Annotated in this window: 17 protein-coding genes; 14 read left to right on the top strand and 3 right to left on the bottom strand. The window is 54.0% G+C overall.

Features of this window, described 5'->3' with window-relative positions:
* The first annotated feature begins 164 nt into the window (after positions 1–164).
* The gene (locus BM235_RS14900) at positions 165–1,886 is read left to right on the top strand and encodes an Imm51 family immunity protein (RefSeq protein WP_090114524.1); all 1,722 of its coding nucleotides are present in this window, start codon (positions 165–167) and stop codon (positions 1,884–1,886) included.
* A gap of 144 nt (positions 1,887–2,030) precedes the next feature.
* Positions 2,031–3,200 (top strand): alpha-D-ribose 1-methylphosphonate 5-triphosphate diphosphatase, encoded by a 1,170-nt coding sequence (locus BM235_RS14895; RefSeq protein WP_090114522.1) that lies wholly within the window; start codon positions 2,031–2,033, stop codon positions 3,198–3,200.
* A 6-nt stretch (positions 3,201–3,206) separates the two neighbouring features.
* Here BM235_RS14895 and sspI read toward each other — a convergent pair whose 3' ends face one another.
* Positions 3,207–3,449, bottom strand: coding sequence for a small acid-soluble spore protein SspI (gene sspI / locus BM235_RS14890; protein WP_090114520.1), 243 nt, complete (start codon positions 3,447–3,449; stop codon positions 3,207–3,209).
* Between the two features lie 169 nt (positions 3,450–3,618).
* Between sspI and BM235_RS14885 the strand changes: the two genes are divergently transcribed.
* The 8 genes from BM235_RS14885 (at position 3,619) to BM235_RS14850 (ending at position 13,506) form a co-directional block, all read left to right on the top strand.
* The gene (locus BM235_RS14885) at positions 3,619–4,293 is read left to right on the top strand and encodes a potassium channel family protein (RefSeq protein WP_090114518.1); all 675 of its coding nucleotides are present in this window, start codon (positions 3,619–3,621) and stop codon (positions 4,291–4,293) included.
* Positions 4,280–5,137 (top strand): TrmH family RNA methyltransferase, encoded by an 858-nt coding sequence (locus tag BM235_RS14880; protein WP_090114516.1) that lies wholly within the window; start codon positions 4,280–4,282, stop codon positions 5,135–5,137. The genes BM235_RS14885 and BM235_RS14880 overlap by 14 nt, the downstream gene beginning before the upstream one ends.
* Before the next feature lie 332 nt (positions 5,138–5,469).
* Complete coding sequence (locus tag BM235_RS14875; protein ID WP_090114514.1) at positions 5,470–6,327, top strand: GNAT family N-acetyltransferase; 858 nt, start codon at positions 5,470–5,472, stop codon at positions 6,325–6,327.
* Positions 6,328–6,371: 44 nt separating this feature from the next.
* On the top strand, positions 6,372–7,202 hold the full coding sequence (locus BM235_RS14870; RefSeq protein ID WP_090114512.1) for a hypothetical protein: 831 nt from the start codon (positions 6,372–6,374) through the stop codon (positions 7,200–7,202).
* Entirely contained in the window at positions 7,199–7,774 is a 576-nt protein-coding gene (locus BM235_RS14865) for a hypothetical protein (protein WP_090114510.1), read from the top strand. Before BM235_RS14870 ends, BM235_RS14865 begins: the two co-directional genes overlap by 4 nt.
* A gap of 217 nt (positions 7,775–7,991) precedes the next feature.
* Positions 7,992–10,562: a right-handed parallel beta-helix repeat-containing protein gene (locus tag BM235_RS14860; RefSeq protein ID WP_090114508.1), complete on the top strand. Its 2,571-nt coding sequence runs from the start codon at positions 7,992–7,994 to the stop codon at positions 10,560–10,562.
* Between the two features lie 138 nt (positions 10,563–10,700).
* Positions 10,701–12,452 carry a class I adenylate-forming enzyme family protein gene (locus BM235_RS14855; protein WP_158543836.1) on the top strand — a complete coding sequence of 584 codons (1,752 nt, stop codon included), beginning with the start codon at positions 10,701–10,703 and terminating at the stop codon, positions 12,450–12,452.
* Positions 12,453–12,471: 19 nt separating this feature from the next.
* Positions 12,472–13,506 (top strand): acyltransferase family protein, encoded by a 1,035-nt coding sequence (locus BM235_RS14850; protein ID WP_158543837.1) that lies wholly within the window; start codon positions 12,472–12,474, stop codon positions 13,504–13,506.
* 188 nt (positions 13,507–13,694) lie between these two features.
* On the opposite strand, the gene BM235_RS32055 is transcribed toward BM235_RS14850, so the two are convergent.
* Positions 13,695–14,093: a hypothetical protein gene (locus tag BM235_RS32055; protein ID WP_158543838.1), complete on the bottom strand. Its 399-nt coding sequence runs from the start codon at positions 14,091–14,093 to the stop codon at positions 13,695–13,697.
* 43 nt (positions 14,094–14,136) lie between these two features.
* Here BM235_RS32055 and BM235_RS14840 point away from each other — a divergent pair, with 43 nt between their 5' ends.
* Complete coding sequence (locus BM235_RS14840) at positions 14,137–16,275, top strand: right-handed parallel beta-helix repeat-containing protein (RefSeq protein ID WP_143106681.1); 2,139 nt, start codon at positions 14,137–14,139, stop codon at positions 16,273–16,275.
* A gap of 27 nt (positions 16,276–16,302) precedes the next feature.
* Here BM235_RS14840 and BM235_RS14835 read toward each other — a convergent pair whose 3' ends face one another.
* Positions 16,303–17,184: a metallophosphoesterase gene (locus BM235_RS14835; protein WP_090114498.1), complete on the bottom strand. Its 882-nt coding sequence runs from the start codon at positions 17,182–17,184 to the stop codon at positions 16,303–16,305.
* 157 nt (positions 17,185–17,341) lie between these two features.
* On the opposite strand from BM235_RS14835, the gene BM235_RS14830 reads away from it, so the two are divergent.
* The 3 genes from BM235_RS14830 to BM235_RS14820 all read left to right on the top strand — a co-directional run bounded on the left by BM235_RS14830 (position 17,342) and on the right by BM235_RS14820 (position 20,707).
* Positions 17,342–18,088, top strand: a complete 747-nt coding sequence (locus BM235_RS14830; protein WP_218161356.1) for a YveK family protein — start codon at positions 17,342–17,344, stop codon at positions 18,086–18,088.
* Positions 18,078–18,749: a CpsD/CapB family tyrosine-protein kinase gene (locus tag BM235_RS14825; RefSeq protein WP_090114494.1), complete on the top strand. Its 672-nt coding sequence runs from the start codon at positions 18,078–18,080 to the stop codon at positions 18,747–18,749. Before BM235_RS14830 ends, BM235_RS14825 begins: the two co-directional genes overlap by 11 nt.
* Before the next feature lie 125 nt (positions 18,750–18,874).
* Entirely contained in the window at positions 18,875–20,707 is a 1,833-nt protein-coding gene (locus BM235_RS14820; RefSeq protein ID WP_090114493.1) for a polysaccharide biosynthesis protein, read from the top strand.
* Positions 20,708–20,719: the final 12 nt, after the last annotated feature.

Raw genomic sequence — 20,719 nt, 5'->3', positions numbered from 1 at the left:
ACAGAAGCCCGTACGGATGAAGGCCGTACGGGCTTTTTCGTATGACCGACAAGAATAATGCCTCCGAATTGGTCAAATGCAGTTGAAATAAGTAAAATTTGGGTAAATTCAATTGGTTCTATTTTGAAACATCCAAATTCATACATAATCGGAGGGCGCCGAACGTGGCCAAAGACTTGATCGAGCAACTGAATGTCTGGCATCGCAAGAGCAATTACGGCAAAATCGTCGACGCGATCGAGCGGATTCCCCCGGATGAGCGGGACTACACGCTTACCAGCCACCTGGCAAGAGCCTATAACAACCTCGATCGTTACGAGGAGGCGCTGACATTGTTGCGATCGGTGGCCGAGCAGGGCGTCTCGGACGCGCTGTGGCATTTTCGGGCCGGGTATTCCTACTACTATCTGGATCGTTACGAGGAGGCGATTGCGGCATTCGAGCAAGCGATCCGCTTGGATCCTTCGGATGAGCTGGCGAGGAAGCTGCTGAGATTGAGCCGATCGGAAGCCGAGCAGCTCGCAGCCAAGCCGATGTCGACTCGCGTCCACTCCGAAGTGCCCTTCGAGCAATTGGATTTTTCGGATTTTTGGGAAGACAGCGATTTTGCGCGCGAAGCCTTCGTGTCGGATCCGCCCACGGACGAGCTGATCGCCGAGGTGGAGGAGGAGCTGGGCTACAAGCTGCCGGCCTCGTACATTCACCTGATGAAGCTGCAAAACGGAGGCATCCCGCGCAACACGTGTTTTCCGACGAAAGAGGCGACTTCCTGGGCGGACGACCATATCGCGATAACGGGCATCATGGGCATCGGCCGGGACAAAAGCTATTCGCTAAGCGGAGAGTTCGGAAGTCCGTTCATGATCGAAGAGTGGGGCTATCCCGCTATCGGAGTCGTTTTTTGCGACTGCCCGTCCGCCGGCCATGACGTTGTCATGCTCGATTACCGCGACTGCGGACCGCAAGGGGAGCCCCAGGTCGTACATGTCGATCAGGAGAGGGATTACCGCATCACCTTTCTGGCCTCGAACTTCGAAGATTTTATCCGCGGGCTGGTGAACGAGGAAGCGTTCGACACTTCGGAAGCGGATGCGGAGCAGGATTTGCTGCGGGTGACCGACGGCCAGTTTACGCCGTTGCTGGCGGAGCTGTGCGGCCATGCGACCGAATTCGAAGCGGTCGAGGAGCTTATCCGCGCCGTATGCAGAAAAATCGTAGCGGAGAAAGGCTTCTTTTCCCTCCACGCCGACAAGCTGTCGACGCTGATGTACGACGTGCAGTTTTGGCTGTATACCAAGAAGTATCCGCAGACCGACCGGGAAGCTTATCTGAAACGCTATCCGGACATGCTCGCGTTCGGCGAAGGATTCGCCACGAACGGCTATGCGCCGGGGTTCGTGTCGGATTGGTTGGACCAACGGATGCAGCAGGGGCTGATCGTATCGGAAAACGGCGGGTTGCGGTTCACCGACGAAGCGTCGGCGCAATTGATCGCGCAGTTGAGAAACGAAGCCGGGGCGGGCGGTCGAAGCGGCGGGGAGCAGCGCGAGCTGGACGAGGAGCTGGCCCCATTTAAGCTCGCCCGGCACGGCGATAGCGCATCCGTCATTTTGAGCGCCGGCATTTACAAGCAGGATTTGTTCCGCATGCGGGAGGACGAAGGCTTCGAAGGCAGCGGCTACGATTGGGCTTCGCTGGCTGCCGTGTTCCTGGAGGAGCGGATGCCCGAGCTGTCCGGCGTCGTTCGGTTCGATCCCGAGGCGGGCATGTTCAGCGCTTACTCCGGCGACCTGGAGGCGATCGTCCGCTTCGCCCGCGCCTTTAAGTCCGCCTGCGAGGACGACGGGCTGATCCGGGATCTGTTCTCCCGGGCCGAATTGGACTGACGACTCGGCATGGGCTCGAATACGGCCAATTCGCGTCGAACGCAACCGCACAGTCTCCCCATCGAACGCCCGATGTTGCTCCTGCGAGGGCGTTTGTGGAATACTATTCTTATTGTAGATGGAATGGTCGGGGGAGAGCTGACAATGGAAAAAAAGCTGTGGATTCGCAATGGCAAAATCGTGCTTCCCGGGGGCGTAGAGCAAGCCGATATCTTCGTCGAAAACGGACGTATCGCCCGGATCGGGAGCAGCGGCGAGCGCGGAGTCGGCGAAGACGCGCCCACGATCGACGCGGACGGCGCATTCGTGCTGCCGGGCCTCGTCGATATCCACTGCGACGCGATCGAAAAGGAAGTCGAGCCGCGCCCGAATACGCTGTTTCCCCTGGAGATGGCGTTTTTGCAATTCGAGCGCAAGCTCGCCGGACATGGCATCACGACGATGTACCATTCGTTGTCGCTCGGCGTGGGCCTTAGTCTCAGGGGCGAGCATCTCGTGTCGGAGATGATCGGGACAATCCGGCGGCTTAGCGGCGCGCGGTCGATGATTCGCCATCGCGTGCACCTTCGTTACGAGGTGTCGCATCTGACCGGCTTCCCGCTCGCCGAACGTCTGATTCGCGAAGGGCAGATCGATTATTTATCGCTGATGGACCATGCGCCGGGTCAAGGTCAATATCGCCGTCCGGGCGCTTTTCAACGATATGTCATGAAAAATCAGGGCGTCGACGCGGAGGAGTGCGAGCGGATCGTCGAGGAACTGCAGGCGCGCAGGGCGCTGATCGATTGGGATAAGCTGCGTCAGCTTACCGCCTTGGCCCGGGAGCATGGCATCGCAGTCGCGTCGCACGACGACGATACGCCCGAGCAGGCGGACCGGTCGATGGCGTACGGCGCTTCTATCAGCGAATTTCCGCTCAATCTCGAGACGGCCGCATACGCATCGGGAAAAGGAATGAAAATATGCGTAGGCGCTCCGAACATCGTGCGCGGCGGCTCGCACGACAAAAACCTGACGGCGATGGAGGCCGTCAGGGCCGGCGCCGCCGACATCGTTTGCTCCGATTATCATCCGGCGTCGCTGCTTCAATCGTTGTTCGCCATGCATGCCGAAGGCATTCCGCTCCATGAGGCCGTGCGGATGGCATCGCTCGAACCGGCTGCGGCGCTGGGGCAAGCAGCGAGCTTCGGCTCGATCGAGCTCGGCAAGCATGCGGACCTGCTCGTCGTCCGTACGATCGGCGACGTGCCCGTCGTCACCGATACGATCGTCGAAGGGACGGTCGTGTCGCAGACGAGGGATTACCGGATCTAAAGGAGATCAAGAGGGCGAGGGCACGTCTTCCGTTCCCTGGGTTCGCGCCGCGAGCTGGGCATGCAAGGTGTCGACCAGCTGCTCGCGCGTTTCCTCGGCGCTATGGGTCCAGATCATCTCGAATAGCACGCCGATGCCGGGCAGCGTCACTTCGGCATTGCCGATCGAATCCTCGATCGTGGCCCTGAGCTCGGCCTTGCTTTTGCCTTCGACGCGTTTGAAGATGGCTTCTCGCAGGGTGATGTTCATGGCTCTGATCCTCCTCGAAGCGGTCGTCCGCAGACCGGGGCGTGACCGGGCCTGCCGCCAATATAGCGTCTCCGTCCCGAATGGCGGTTATCCGGCGCGCGGGTCCGTGTTATAATGGAAAACACGAAAAGCGAAGCCGGCAAGGCAGCAACGAGGAGGAACCTTCGGCATGGCCAAGGGCAAAAAGCAATTCGCCGTCATAGGTCTCGGTCGCTTCGGCGCGAGCGTCGCCCAGTATCTGGCGAAAATGGGATACGAAGTGCTCGCGGTCGACGAGAACCAGGAGCGCGTGCAGGATATGGCGAACGTGGTCACGCACGCCGTCTCCGCGGATTCGACCGACGAGGAAGCGCTTAAGGCGCTCGGCATCCGCAATCTGGACGTCGTGGTCGTCGCGATCGGCCAGGACATCCAGGCGAGCATCTTGACGACGCTGATTCTTAAGGACCTAGGCGTGCCGAGAATCATCGTAAAGGCGCAGAACGAGCTTCACGGCAAGGTGCTGAGCAAGATCGGCGCCGACAAAGTCGTGTTCCCCGAACGGGACATGGGGCTGCGAGTCGCGCACCATCTCATCTCTCCGAACATTATCGAGCATATCGAGCTTTCTCCTGACTACAGCATCGTCGAGCTGCAGGTCCCATCGAACATGGCCGGCAAGACGCTGCGAGAACTCGATTTTCGCGTCAAATTCGGGTGCAACGTCATGGCGATCAAGCACGGCGGGGAAAAAATGGACGTGACGCCGCGGGCGGACAAGCCGCTGCAGCGCAACGACGTGCTCGTCATCGTCGGCAATAACGGTCAGCTGACCCAATTGGAGCAAGCCTATGCCAGCCTTTGAGCCTGCGCTCGCCTCGCTCGCCAATCCTCGCGTAAAAGCATGGGCCAAGCTGTCCGAGCGCAAATACCGGCAGCAGAGCGGGCGCTTCAAGCTGGAGGGCGTCCATCTGGTCCAGGAAGCGCTGAAAGCGGGATGGCCGCTCGAGGCGGTCGTCTTCGACGAGGGATACGGCTTGCCCGAAGAGCTGATGCCGTATGCGGAGCGCGCCGGATCGGGCGAAGGGGCGGCCGCTGCGACGGCCTGGGTCCCGGCGTCGCCGGACATTATCGCCAAGTGCAGCGAGACCGAGACGCCTCAGCCTGTTTTTGCGGTGGCGCTGAAGCGAAACGTCGACCCGGCCGCGCTCTTCGTCAGCAGCGCGAACGACGCGATCGACATACACCGTAGAGGACCCGTCGTCGTGCTCGATGGCGTGCAGGACCCCGGCAACGTCGGCACGATCGTGCGATGCGCGGCGGCGAGCGGCGCCTCTGCCGTCGTGCTGGGCAAGGGCACGGCCGATCTGTACAACGCCAAGACGATTCGCGCCACGATGGGCTCGCTTTTCCGCGTGCCGACGATCGAGGCCGAGCTGAGCGAGCTCCTGCCCGAAGCGAAGCGGCAGGGCGCGGTGTTGTACGGTACAAGCCTGCAGGCGGAGCTTTCCTGCTACGAGATCGATCTGACCGGCGGCGACGTCTGGCTGCTCTTCGGCAACGAGGGCGCGGGGCTGTCGGCGGACGCGTCGGCGCTCATCGATCGGCCGATTATTATCCCGATGACCGGTTATGCCGAGTCGCTGAACGTCGCGATGGCCGCCACGGTGCTGCTGTTCGAGGCGCAGCGCCAGCGTTTGATCCGCTGACGCATATTCATTGTATGAAAGGCTTTTTGATGAGATGGATCTTGAGGAAGGACACTTTTCGTCTTTCTTAAGGGTCCTTTTTTTACAAGAAGCGATTGGATGCGATTTAAAAAAAGATGTATCTACTCTCAACGCTATATTTTCGCATTTACTTTATTTTTTCTGGGGTCTGCAGGCGCGAGTTGGGCTAACCCAAAAAAATCTGGTGTTTTTGTACGTCCCGCTCGTATTCGTCATCTCGCGTTTTTCGGCAGCCGGCAAAAAAACGGGCCATTCGTGATGGACCGGTGGTAAAATCAGGGGATAAACCTTGAAGCTGGAGGGATCCCCTTATGAACGGCTTATTGCCGTCGCTCGCGCTCGTCCGCGATATCGAGGCTTCGGAGATCGCATTCATGACGGATCGCATGCTGGCGATCCGGGACAGACCGGGCAACCCGGAAGGCATCGAGATCGCGCGGTTCGGAAATGCCGCGTGCTTTTACAGCAAGACGATGCCTTGGCCTGCTTTTAATACGGTAAAGGGGCTGACCGAGGCGGATGCGGATGCGATCGATTCGATCGTCGCGTTCTACCGAGAAAGAGGACGGGCCGTTCAATTCGAAGCGGTACCCGCTTTGGCGAGCCCGATCGTTTTGAAGAAACTGACGGAAGCGGGATTTTATCCCTCCGGCATTCATACGTCTATGTATATGGAGCCCGAACGTCGAGAAGCGAGGCACGAGGGGCCCGGTTCAATTCAGGAATCGGGCACGGGATCGGGTTCGGGTTCGATCTCGATCGAGGCGCTTCGGGAGGATCAATTGGAGCTGTACGCGTCCATTCATTGCAAAGGGACCGGACTGCCGGACGCGGGGATCCCGTCTGTCGCCGCGAACAACCGCGTGCTCTATGGCCGGCCGGGATGGCAGTTTTATCTCGCATATGCGGACGGTGTCGCCGCGGGGGCGGGCGTTCTTTTTATCCAGAACGACAAAGCCTCGTTCACCTTCGCGGCCGTGCTGCCGGCCTATCGGAACAGAGGGCTCCATCGGCTGCTCTTGGACAAGAGAATCGACGCGGCGCACCGGAGCGGCTGCAAGATCGCCGTGAGCCAATGTGCGTATCTATCCCAAAGCCAGCGGAATATGGACCGGGCTGGGATGAAGCTTGGATATGTGAGGACGACATGGACGCGGTTGGACGATTGAGGCAATAGGGATATCGGGGAATAGGGCACGAAAGGGGAGAGCGTTTGAGAAAAGCATTCTTCGGATGGTCGATCTTCATTCTTATCGTCGCAAGCTGGGCCTATAACATTTATTCGCATCCAACGAGCCGGTTGCCGGAAGGCCGCTTTTTATCGCATCTCATCGAGGTGTCCGATTCGCCAGGGGACTCGTTCATGCTATATTACATCGCGAACAACGACGACAAGCGGCTGCCCGTATCGGTCTCGAACGAGGGGCTGCCGGCGTTGCAGTTTTATCCGATATCGGAATATATGACGTTCAGGAGCCAGAAGCTGTACCGCTTGATCGGGCATTTCAATTCCGGCTCGGATGAGGCGTCGTCCGCATCGGCAGGGCCGCTGACGATTAATTCGGTTGATGTATATTATAGCGACGGCACGCTGGAAAAGTCGGATATCGGCGAGATGATCGTGTACCGGGAGGGTGAGAGGGGTGGCGGCGGTTCGATCAGTGGGGTCAGCTCGTCCAGTTCAAGCGACGGTACGAGTACGGCGTCGTTCCGGGTGGAAAAAGCCGTTAAAGTAACCGGATTTAGCTCCGCTTTTTTGAACGAACTCGGCTCGGCCTTTACGTATGAACTGTACTTCGGCACAGACGCGGCCGTCTTTCCGCGCGCGATCGATGCCGGTACGCCGATATCGCTGACGGCGGCTTTTCCGGCACCCGAGAATTCGCAGCTCTACCTGCAGCCTGTCACAATGCGGCTCCGGCTTGAATATACGGATGAGGCCGGCATCGGCCGGGTTCAAATGATTCCGATGGAGCGGCATCCTTATCCGACGCAGGCTGCCATTCGCGAATACGTCAAAGCGCAGAGGAGGGCGGCGAAATGAGGACCGCTTGCTCGCAGATCGCCTGGGGTATCGGGCTGACGCTGTTCGATTTTCGGATTAACGGCTTCGACCTGCTGCCGGACGTCCTTGGATTTATTTTAATTCTGATCGGTCTCGCCAACTTGCCGGACCGTCAGCGCGGATTCGGGATCGCCATGGCGGCTGCGGCGGTTATGCTGGCGTTGTCGATCGCCGAGTTGGCGGGCGCGATGCCGGCGACCGTGACGATCTCGCAGTCGGATCGCTCGTACTCGCTGTCTGCGCTGTCCGCGATCGGACTTTCGACGTTATGCATGCTCGCGCTGCTATACGGCTTATGCGAGGGGTTCGCGCGGACGGCCGCATCGATCGACCGCATGGAAGCGGCTCGGTCGTTTCGCGCCGTATGGCATCTTAGTCTCGCGATGAGCGTCATTATGCTGTTCGTTCTACCGTTCGGTTTGAACGGTATCGGTTTCTTGTCGATCGTGACGTTGCTTGCCGGATTGGGCCAATTTGCAGCGGGGATCTGGCTCATCGTGCTCGTTCGGAGATTCGGACGCGAGTACGCGGCGACAGCGCTCAGGGAATAGGGGCCCCGATTTGGAGGCCATTCGCAAGACGATCGTCGTCGCCGGCTTCTTGCTGACGACAGGCATCGTCTTTTTTTTGCTCGGAGGCATCGTTCTCCGGCAATCGGGTATGGGCCGGCTCTTGATATGATCATAAGGCCTGGTCCTTACGGTTGACGCATGACATACGATATACCCTAAGATGTAAATTTTTATCCATTGGGAGGGGGATCGTACGATGGCGGGAAGCACGAATTCTCTTGATCTGCCGGAGCCCACTAACCTATCGGCTAGGAGCGAAGGGGATTCCGTTGTTATTTCCTGGGAGGAAATTCAAAGCGCATACTTGACCGGTTATAACATTTTCGTCGATGGCGAGTTACAAAACGCGGAGCCTGTCAAGGCGACCGAATACGCCCTATCCGGCTTGGAGCGAGAAAAGACCTACAAGGTGAAGGTATCCGCCGTCTATCAGTCGCAACAGGAAGAAGGAATCGACGTATCGCTGGCAATCGCCCCTGTCGTCATCAAAGGGGTTCAAGCAGTCGGAGGTCCAAGCTCCGTCGCGATCCATTGGGAAGCGGTAAGTTCCGTTCAATTGCAAGGATACAACGTCTACGTGAACGGACAGTTGGCAAATACAAAGCCGATTCAGAACACCGAATTCAATGTGGCCGGATTAAATTATGGCATCGCCTACAGCTTCGAGGTCAAAGCCATCGATCGGACGGGCAAGACGATCGCCTCGAGCGGGACAGTGCCGGGAACGCCTAGCCATTATCTCGTCGAGCTCCCCCGATGGAATATTCATAACGACGGCACGGACGCGGCCGGAACGACGGACGGCCTGAACCGAATGCTCGCTTGGGCGAGCGGCGAGCGTGTTCAAGCGATATACGTTCCCGCCGGAACGTATCTGATCTCCAAGGACAAACAGATTATCCTCGCAGCGAATATACTATGGGAGCTTGCGCAGAATGCGATCGTTCAAAAGGAAACGAACGGCAAGGAATCTTACAAGACGCTGCTGATCGGGTACGGCGCGGACAATGTCACGATTAAAGGGGGGGCGTACAAAGGCGACCGCGATACGCACGACTTCTCCGGTAAGGATAGCCCGAGCAGCCCCGGCACGCATGAGGGCGGGTACGGCATCGTTATCGAAGGGGCGCAAAACGTCACGATCCAGGGCGTGAAGGCGACGCAATTTACGGGAGACGGCCTATTCATCGGCGGCGCGGCACAGATGGGTTCGGATCTTTATGCCGCTAACTTCGAGTCGGGCGGGTTAAACGCGGCCGGCGCTCCCGTCGTTGACATAAATAAAATTCGCACGATCAAGATGTATTCGTTAACGAAGTCTCAATTTGTCGATCAAGGGTACTTTGAATTATCCAACTGGCGAAATGCCTCGTCATTCGAAATTTTCTTTTATGACAAAAATCAAGTCTATATCTCCAAAACCGCCGCAAAAGTCAGAGTCCGAATCGACATCCCTAAAGGTGCCGCGCAGATGCGGATCGTCATTAATCAACCAAGCGCCGCTAATGTCTATGGCGAGTATTGGCAACGTCTTCAGGCGGGGAACACGGTCGTGCGCGATTCCGAGTTCGCTTTCAACCGTCGACAAGGCATAACGATCGGCGGCGGCGACCGTACGTTGATCGAGAATAATCGGATTCACGATATCAACGGTACGGCACCGATGTCCGGCATCGACGTCGAGGGCGGGTTCGGCGAGAACGGATTTTGGAATAGCAACATTACGATTCGCGGAAACGAATTTTGGAATAACGCCCGCTATGATGTCATTCTATATGACGGACGCGGCGCTGTCATCGATAACAACCATTTGTCCTCGAAAGGCGCGATCGGTCTCGCCGTCTCTGCCAGCTTCGCGGGGGATACGGTGGCGAAGAACAATCATTTCGACGGTACGCGGATATTGGCTTACCACGATGTTCAATTGTTGAACAACAAGATGAACGATTCCTATATAAACGTTACGGGACCGAACATGATTATCGACGGGTTGGACATCGTCAACGGAACGCTGAATACTTCTGCGGCGGCGAATGGGGATATCGCGGCGTCCAACATATCGATTACGATTGCGGACGATACGAAGGAAGGCGGTTTGTCCGTATACGGCACCGGAGCGACGATCTTCCGCAACGTCAAAATATCGGGGCCGTCCAAGCTGCGCTCGTTCGTCGGAGGATCCACGGCGGCGAATACGTTCGACCGATTGCAAGTTGTGAACTACAATTCGACCTACGGTCTGTCCCTTCCGGCCGGTACGTATACGGATTGTTCGTTTGAAGCGTCAGAGGGCGGACAAATGGGAGCAATCGGCATCAGTCTTCCGGCTAAATACGTGTTTGATCGCGCCAAGTTCAAAACGAATTCGACTTCCGGATCTGTCGGAATAGTCGTTCAGCGGGCGGGAGCGGACGTCACGATCCGCAATTCGCAATTTGAAGTACTGGGCGACAGCCAGCCGGTTTCGGTTCAGACGGCGGACCGTTTCGTTTTCGAAAATAACGTCGTAAATGCGATGAACATGCAAAGAAAATCGTTGGAGCTGGTTAGAATCAACGACTACTGGGATCGAAGCAAACCATTCGACGTCCTCGCGTCAAGGATCGAGGGGAACGTCATCAATGCCAATATTGCGGTGATCGGCATTCAGACTGCTTACGCCGGCATTGGGGCGCCGCCGTATACGATTCGGAACAATACGCTTAACAAAGCCGTCCTGTCCTTAAAAGCCAATGATATCGTGAGCGGGAACTTCGTCAATCCTTGAGTCATTTTTGTTCTTTATAAAGAACAATGGGCGTGTTATATTCATGAATAATGAATGTAACGCGAGGAATTCATAGGAGGGTCAAGGATGTCCGGTCGTTATAAAGAATGGGCGTTTTTGCGCGAGGCGGTCGGGGAGATGGATGAGAAAACGCTCCCCTACTTGCTTCGGCGACGCGCGACAGAATCGCCGAACGATATTGCATTCAGCTTTCCGGAGGAGCGACAAGAATACTCGTGGTTGAAGGTTTGGCAGGAGACTTGGCGCGCGGCGCAAGGGTTGATTAAAGTCGGGATTCAAAAGGGAGACCGCGTCGCGATTCTGATGCCGGGGCGGATGGAATGGATTATCTCTATGCTCGCGGCGGCCTGCGCGGGAGCGGTGATCGTGCCGTTCAACAGCTATTCGGCTAAGGATGAACTTCGGGCTCTGCTTGCCGACGCGATGCCGGCTGTACTCATTATGACAGCGACCGGTCATCGGCAGCCATACGCGACTATTTTAAGCGAATTCATGGAGGAGCACCGCAAGCTCGGACGCGGCGCTGCTTGGATTCCGAAGCATATTTTTATCGTGGACGAGCCCAATAACGTTTTCGCTCCTTTCCGCCCCTACTCGGAGTTGCTCGCGATATCCGGCCCCGAGGAAGAACAGCAACTGATAGACAGGTGTCGGTCCATTCGTTCGGAGGACCCGCTCGTTCTTCTATATACCTCCGGGACGTTAGGCGTGCCAAAGGGGGTTCTCCGAACGACGGCCTCTTTCCTGGTCTCTTCCGACAATGACCGTGCCGCCGGCAAACGGAGAGGTGCCGACATCTTCAGGCGATGGACGGACCGCGTATCTAGCCGATTCTCCGTTATGACGTTGCTGCCGCTTTATCATCTTGGCGGATTCGCCACGATTATTACCAATCTCAAAGTATGCAACATCCGCATCGTCATGTTGAGCCGGTTCCATCCCATTACCGCGCTTACCGTACTTAGTGAAGGCAAATACCGGTTTCTGGTCGGTACCCCCTACATGATCCAGCGGATGCTAAATTGCGGCGAGCGAGATAAATTCGATCTCTCGTCGGTGCTCGGGGTTATATTCACCTCCGCTGCGGTTAACAACGACATTTTGCAGCGCGTCACGCGAGATTTGAACCTGATCTTTTTTATGGTTAGTTACGGTTCGTCTGAAGCGGGAGCGGTATCCAACGGTATCTGCTTGCTGGAAAGCAGAGGGAATAAGCTATTGCGTCTGATGATCAGGCTGTTGAAGCAGGCGAAGTTTCTAAGCGGATCCATCTCTCCTCGGGAATTCGAGAACAGCGCGCACAGCTTGGCCGGAAAAGTGGACCGGGGCGTGGAAGTCAGGATCGTCCATCCCGAGACCGGAGAGGAGTTGCCTGCGCTAGAGCAAGGAGAGATCCAAATTCGGAGCCACAGGGTGATGAAGTACTGCGACGAGGATAGCAATCGTGCAAGCTTGACTGCCGATCGCTGGTATCGTTCGGGAGATCTCGGCTTCCTTAACGGCAATCGTCATCTCACGATAACGGGAAGAATGAAACGGATGGTCTCAAGAGGAGGCGAGAAGATCTCTCCCATCGAGATCGAGCGCATGCTTCTCCTGCAAGCGGATGTGGAGGACGCATGCGTTGTAGGTGTTCCGGACGATTTGTACGGTGAACAATTATGCGCTTTTATCGTTCCAAGACCGGGGCGGCATCCGACTTCCGGCCAAATGAACGAATCTTTGAAACCGCATCTGTCCGCATTCAAACTCCCCAAGTACTACATACAAGTATCGGAGCTTCCTATCTCGCCGACGGGAAAGGTCGCAATTGCCAAACTGGAGCGGCTGGCCCTAGAAAGCGTCGGAGAACTGAAGGAATATGCGTAACTATTATTCCGGCATTACGTTGTTCAAGCTGACGGGAGCATTGCTGGTCGTGACGGCCCATGCGCTGCTTATCCCCCTCATGCAGGAGGTGCCCGAACAGCAGTACCAGTTCGCGCTGTTGGCGCTGCGGATTATCGTGCCATGCTTTTACGTCGTTTCCGGATTCCTTGTCTACCAAGGGTGGACGCATGCAGCGGTTCCGGGCGCTTACGTGCGTAAATACGTGACGCGAATCGGGATCATTTACGCCTTTTTCTGCTTTCTCTTTATGATAAGGTTTACGTTTCCGGCGCTTCAGACCGGCGGGTTGGGGCTAAGCAATCTGTTCCTGCAAACGAAGATCCTCGTCTATGCGGTATTTTTGAATGGGCCTTTCCTGCAGCTTTGGTTCATCCCGCCGCTGTTGTTCGGCGTTCTGATCAGTTATTGGCTATGGGCGCGGAATAGACTGCTGATCGGTATGATCGCGGCAGGAGTTGGATATGCGATATGCCAATGGACATCCGGATCGTTGAGGGCGTTTCCGCACGATTTTCCGTGGGGCCCATTTTCGCTGCTGGAGGGATATAAGGATGACCTGATCAGCTTGTTTACTAGGTACTTCGGTTTCGGCTTAACCTTCGTTCTTTTGGGAGCCGTACTGGCCCGTAAAGAGCAGCCTTTCCTCAGGCTAAAGCCAAGATCATTATGGATGCCGGCTATCGTCCTTACTCTTTTCGAGACCGGACTCCTTCTCAGCTTCGCCGACTGGAACGAAAAATACAAGCTGGCGTTCAGCCTGATTCCGAATACGATTCTCCTGTTCTACGGAATCCTTCGCGTGCCGCTAAAGGAGGTGCAAAAGTACCATAGGGCGATTAATCTATTCAGCATCATCGCTTTCGTGTGCCATATCCCGCTGATGGAGTTGAATTTGTTCGCGCTAGATTGGGATCGTGCTTCAATGAGCGGGCTAGAAGGGCTTATTTACCTGCTGCTGACGTTGGCGGAATGCTTGGCCATCACGTGGATATGGATAAGGCTACCGGCGAAAAAAAAGAGCGTAGTGTTGTGACGCATCCCATTTCATCATTTACATTTGGCAAAATTTGTTTTAAAATAACCTTCAGTAGGCTGTGGTTCTATAGAACTAATGATAGAGGTGTTATATAGATGACTAAGTTTTCTCGAATGGCGCTTTTCGTTGTTGTAATAAGCGTCATGCTGTTCCCGACATCGGCCTTCGCGTCTTCGAATAATTCATCAAACTCTCATTCCTCTTCGTACTTCTCTTCCTTTACGAGTACGATCGCTTGGTTGTTCACAGGCAAGTCCAGCACATCGAATCAAGCGAACGATAAAGGCAACGATAAAGGCAACGATAAAGGCAACGATAAAGGCAACAACAACGATAAAGGCAACGATAAAGGCAACAACAACGATAAAGGCAACGATAAAGGCAACAACAATAACCATGATCATGATTCCGATTATGGGAATCACGACGGCGGTTTCTGGGACTGGCTCAACGGCAATGACTGCGATGACGACAAATGGGACGATCCGAAGTACGACTCCTACAGTAGCTGGAAGAATTTCTATTGTTATTGATTTGATGCTCGCCGCTGGCTGGTGCCGGCGGCTTTTTTTACGACTGTCCATGCTGCAGGATGCCGATATATAGGAAGAAAGCGAGGACTTAAAAGTGAATGTAAAAACGTATTTGAGACGAACGGTTCTATCGATGTCGCTGTTGCTGACTGTATTGATGCCGGGTGCGATTCCAGCCTACGGCCAAGTGAGCGAGTCGAGCCCTGATTCCTATGTCATACAGCCCGATAAATGGGGATTATATACGGATGGTACGCATGCGACCGAGACGACGAACGGAATCAACAAAGCGCTCGAGTGGGCGAGCAAGAACGGGGTTAAGGCGGTCTTTCTTCCGTCGGGAACCTACCTCGTCGCCAAAGAAGGTCATATTGCCATGGTATCCAATATGACCTTCGAGCTTGCAGATGACGCGGTGCTGCAGAAGGAGACGAACGGCAAAGAACGATACGAGCTGCTATATATCGGCTACGGCGTTCATGATGTCACCATAAAGGGCGGCACGTACAGAGGCGACAAGGATACGCATAATTATTCCATGAAGGACAATAAGTACAGCGCCGGAACGCACGAGGGCGGGTACGGAATTCTGCTGGAGGGGGCCTCCGGCATAACGATCGATGATGTTAAGGCTATCAATTTTACGGGGGACGGTGCCATTTTTCAAGGGAAAGGCACGATGGTAACGGATTATTACGAGAATAGCTTCGTTTCAGGAGCAATCGACGATCAAGGCAAAAAAGTCAAAGACGCGAAGAAGATCCGTACATCCAAAGCGTTGTATTTTAACAATCCGATATTCAAAACGGCTAAATTGTTTGAAATATCCAACTTGATGCGACTACCTCGAGGATTCGAAGTCTATTTTTATAAAACCAATGGCGTATTCCTTAAAAAAGTTACCGCTCAGGGAAGAGATCAGATACCGATTCCCGAGGGGGCGGACCACTTTTATCTGGTGTTTAACCAGTCTTCGGCCAAAGGCGCTTATTTCGAATATTGGAATCGTACCGTCAGCAAAGACGTGGTCGTGACGAACTCCGAGTTCGCCTTTAATCGGCGGCAAGGAATAACCGTTGGCGGAGCGGACAACGTTTTGATTTCCAATAGCACCTTTCACGATATGAAAGGAACCGCACCTCAATCGGGGATTGACGTTGAAGGCGGTTTTGAGGTGAACGGCTTTTTTAATAGCGATATCACGATACAAAATAATGAATTCTACAATAATGCAGCCTACGACGTGATTCTGTTCGATGGCAAGGGAGCCAAAGTAGAAGGGAACCGTCTTGGATCCAAAGGGGTTATTGGACTTGCCGTTTCGGATCCATTCTCCGACGCCGCGATAACCGATAATCACTTCGACGGCACGCGGCTTGTTGCGGAGAATGATGCGACCTTTCATGGAAATACGATGAATAACTCGTACACGACGATCTCCGGGCCCAACGTAAAAATAGACGGAATGGCGTTCATCGATTCGACGCTTTCCGTTAGCTCTAAGGTAGCGTTCGGGGTCGATATCTCCAATGTCACCATTTCAGTCAGCAAGCAAGTGGATGCGGGCTTTACAATCTGGGGACAACCCATTCGCGTGCGCAACATGACGATTACCGGCGAACCGGCGCTTCGTTCAATTACGGGAGGCGCTGCAGCGGGAAGTATTTTCGAGAATCTGAAAGTCATCGGATACAATGCAAAATACGGCATCTCCCTTTCTCCCGGCAAGTATACGGGATGCCAATTCGTGTCGGGGGATACCGGGCAATTCGGTTCCATCTCATTGAAACTCAAGGGGAGCTATGTATTTGATGGGTGTTCGTTTGAATCCGGCGAGGCTTCCGCTACCAACCTTCTCGCAGAACATTCGGACTTGGATCTGACGATTAAAAACTCGACCTTCGAGCTGCTCGGCAACACGCAGGCAGTCAGTGTCCAAGCAGCCAAGAGCGTCGTCCTGGAGAACAACGCGATAACGGCGGAGCATCTGTCGTCCATGAAGGTCGAACTCATAAAAATAAACGATTACTGGAAGAGGAACGACAAATACGACGTGAAAAAGGTTGTCATTACCGGGAATACAATCAAGTCAAATATTGCTGCCATCGGCGTTTCTACGGTATACGCAGGCAAAGACGCACCCGTGTATTCCATTGAGAAAAACAAGCTGATCAAAGCCACGATGGAGACGAAGCCCAACGACTTCAGAAGGTTGAATCAACTTATTAAATAGTTACTCATTAATCGGTAGCGCCGGTCCCTAGGCTTCCGTCGATTCCAAGGTGATGACGGTAAGTTCAGGCCTGCATAAAAAACGAACGGGATAGGAGGAGACTCCTATCCCTCTATTCGTATAGAGGTACATCTCGTCCGCAATTCGGTATAAGCCTTCGGGGTATCGTCGTGCAAGATCAGGCAAAATCAGGGGACCGACAAGGGGGATTCGAACTTGGCCGCCATGGCTATGCCCGGACAGTTGAAGGTTCACCCGGTAAGAGGCGGCATATTCGGCTAAATCGGGTTCATGAGCCAGGAATAGCGTAAACGCCGCCGGGTCATGTTCGCGGCTTCCTTCATCCGCTAAGGCGAAGTCTAGATTCGGACTGCCCTCCAGCGCGTCGTCTAAGCCTGCTATTCGGATTTGACTGCCGCCATGCTCGAGCGTAACGGAGCGATTGCGAAGCAAGGTGAAGCCGCCGCTTGATAAGACGCGCTCCACGTCTTTTGCCCCGGCCGTATAATCATGGTTGCCCAGAACCGCCCACTTTCCTAGAGGGGCCTCAAGAAGAGACAAGAGGCGGATCGTTGACGACGCATGGGACTCGACCGATTCATGAAAAAGGTCTCCGGTAAAACAGATGAGATCCGGTTTAAGCTTTCTGATGCGCTCTATAAGTTGACCGAGACGATGGATGCCGAAGTGAAAGTCCAGATGTATATCGCTAAACAGAACAATCTTCTTTAAGTGAAAGGCTCGGGGGAGACTTGTATAAGGAAGTTGAAGGTAGTTGGTCTCGATCCATTTAGGCTCAAGCCATCTTGAATAACTAAATCCGGTTATTGGAGCGGCCAGCAATCCCGCAAGCCACCTTGTACTTAACTTCAAGAACGCGCTACGGCTGATCGGTCGGTTCGTATCCAAACGAAGGGCCCCCTTTGCTAGCTTGTATTATAACATGGGCGGTATAAAGAACAAACGAAGGCCATTTAAGCCGTATTTTCATTGACATGTTCTTTATAAAGAACTAGAATAATTAGTGTTCCAATATCGTCCATTATTTAGGCAAGCAGGTGAAGTGTTGGAAGAGAATCTTATTTCAAATGGTCGGAACACGGTTGAGACACCTATACGAGAGATTAACGTGAAAGAATGGTTTGACGTTATTCAGAGGCGTTGGTGGATTGCCGTTATTTGCACCCTCATATTCGCCGTATTAGGAGGGTTATATAGCACTCGCACCGAGACTCCCCTATATTCCGCTTCCTCTCGCATCGTTATTAAGACGGAAAGCAGCGAACTGCTCGGAACGCTTAAGGCGTTCGCTCGCGAGCCGATCGTCATGGGACAAGTAAGGAATTCGTTGCAGTTAACTCGCTCGGTTGGATTTCTTAGAAGCCAAATCAGCATTAGCAGCGTTGACGGTTCCTTGATTACATTAGTCACCGCCGTGGATGCCGATCCCGATCTGGCTGTACAGATCGCCAATGCCACTGTGAAAGCTTACTCCGAGCAACTGACGGATGTTTTCCCGGGAGCGACGGTTCGCGTCTTGACCGAAGCGGAGCCGGACGAGCATCCAAGTCCCATCAACCCTCCAAGCAATCGAGCCTTTTACATAAGCATATTTGCCGGCATAGCCATCGGGATCGGAATCATCTTCTTGGTCGATTCGCTTGACGACTCGGTTCGAACCAGGCGCGATATAGAACGGCATTTGGATACGGCGCTTCTTGGACAAGTAACGCGATTCAAGCGCAAAGAATTAACCGGTCGCGGCACTCGCAAGCCGGTGCAGAAACGAGGCGAGACGACGATTGGCAAATAAAGAGAAGGAACCGCGCAAAGCGTTTGTCAACGGATGCTTAGCCTCTTATCATAACCCGTTCTCGAATATCGCCGAACAGTATCGAGAGATTCGCAACAATATCGGCTTTGCCGCTGGCGGACCGTGTCGATCGATCGCCGTCACTTCTCCTTCCGACGGAGACGGCAAATCGACCGCTGCCGTGAATCTGGCGATCAGCTTGACCCAAAGAGGGGAACGCGTTCTCATTATCGATGCCAATATCCGTAAACCTATGCTGCACTACTTATTTGAAGCTCCCCTCTCGCCGGGGATGACGGAGGTACTTGTCGGACATAGCGTTCCTAGCGATGCCATTCAACCGACGGGTATCGAAAATCTGTCCCTATTGCCAGGGGGGGCGCTGCTGCATGGCGCTACGGATATGACCGATTCGCAGGCGATGAATAGGCTGTTAGAGCAAGCAGGGGAATCGTTCGATGTATTGGTAATGGATTGCCCCTCGATCTTGGAATCGTCGGATGCTTGTTCGCTGGCAAGCAAGTGCGACGGTGTCGTTTTAATGGTATCCGGAGGCCGCACGCAACGGAAGAAGGCCTTGCAATCTAAAAAGGCATTGGATTTTGGGAAGGCGAAGTTGCTGGGAGTCGTGCTGAATCGCAACAAGAAATATGCCTTCTGATTACGGCGATACTTCTTTTGTCTTAAAAGATTCGTTCTTATAAAGTTCGAATCTTTCTTTATGAAGAACGGGCTTTAAAGGCGTTTGGCGGCCGGATGCCCGAATTATTGAGGTGGTGGGGACTTGTGAATTATAAACAGAGGCTTGCCTTTCTTATTGGAGTCGATTCATTGATCGTCTTATCGGCCATCTTTATTAGCCGTTACCTCGTCTCCGTTCCCTTGGATCTGTTCTCGACTCCGCTGATCATTACTTCCATCGCGTTACTGCTTAGCCATCATTTATTTGCCCTGGTTTACAAGCTTTACAAGAGGGCGTGGGAGTATGCCAGCGTCGGCGAATTAATCGCCATAACGAAAGCAGTTACGCTATCCATCGCGGTGGCATCGGTCGTTCAACTGATTTTCCTCCAAGAGGTATACATACGTCTTCTCATCGTCACTTGGATGCTGCATGTTTTATTTATCGGCGGCTCCCGCTTTTGTTGGAGAATCGCTAGAAACTTCTTGTTCCAAGCGCCGGAAGGTCAGCACAAGCGTACGTTGATCATCGGCGCCGGCGCAGCCGGTACGATGCTCGCGAGGCAGCTTCTGATGGACAATTCCGAAAAGGAATTGATGCCCATCGCATTCGTCGACGATAATCCGGGCAAGCAAAACCTCAGTATCATGGGGATTCCGGTAGTTGGCGGTACCTCCTCGATCGAGAAAGTCTCGAAAGAGCTTGATATCGATTATATCGTTATCGCGATTCCTTCCCTGAACAAGCAGCAGCTAAAGACAATCTTCGAGGAGTGTTCGAAAACCTCGGCCAAAACGCAGATCATGCCGATGCTTGAGCATATCGCGACGGGGAAAGTTTTGGTCAGTCAATTCAGGGACGTACAAGTCGAAGATCTGTTGGGTCGCGAACCTGTCGAACTGAATCTGGAGAGCATCTCGGAATTCGTGACGGACAAGGTGGTGCTCGTCACGGGAGCCGGCGGATCGATCGGCTCGGAAGTATGCCGCCAGATTTCGAAGTTCCATCCTCGCAAGCTGATTCTTCTTGGGCATGGCGAGAACAGTATTTATACGATAGAGATTGAATTGAAGGTCTTGTTCAGAGATTCGGACATTTTGTTCTATACGGAAATCGCGGATCTTCAGGACGAGAAGAAGATTAACGCCATCATGGAGGAGCACCGCCCTGATGTCGTCTATCACGCTGCAGCCCACAAACACGTTCCGCTTATGCAGCGCAACCCTGAGGAAGCGGTCAAAAATAATGTAATCGGCACTTTGAATGCGGCAAGAGCCGCGGATCGCGCCGGAGTCGGCATATTCGTCATGATCTCGACGGACAAGGCGGTTAATCCGACCAGCGTCATGGGCTCGACCAAGCGGATCGCCGAGATGATCATTCAATATATGGATCGGACGAGTCGGACGAAGTTCGTCGCAGTTCGGTTCGGCAATGTGCTGGGAAGCCGAGGAAGCGTCATTCCGTTATTCAGGAAGCAGATCGAGAAAGGCGGACCGGTGACGGTTACTCACCCGGATATGGTTCGTTACTTCATGACCATTCCGGAAGCCTCCCGACTCGTTATTCAGGCAGGCGCGTTGGCGCGGGGAGGAGAAATATTCGTCCTCGATATGGGTGAACCGGTCAAAATCGTAGACCTCGCCAAAAACGTAATTCGTATGTCCGGCTACTCCGTCGAAGAGATCGGGATTGTATATACGGGCATGAGGCCTGGGGAGAAGCTCTACGAAGAACTTTTGAAAGAGAACGAGGTTCATGACGTTCAAGTTTATCCGAAGATTTATATCGGCAAATCGACTGAAGTCGATTTTAAGCGAATTGAACGGATGCTTCAAATCTATCCTACGCTATCCATCCTTGAACTGCGGCAGTTGTTGCTCGATCTGGCCAATAACAAGCCGGAAGAATCGTTATTATCGCCCGTTACCATATAGAACAGGAGTTGT

The organism is Cohnella sp. OV330 (genome assembly GCF_900112065.1).
Lineage (GTDB): Bacteria > Bacillota > Bacilli > Paenibacillales > Paenibacillaceae > Cohnella.
Note: the sequence above shows the minus strand (reverse complement) of the source record. Positions and strands in the feature narration are given on the sequence as shown.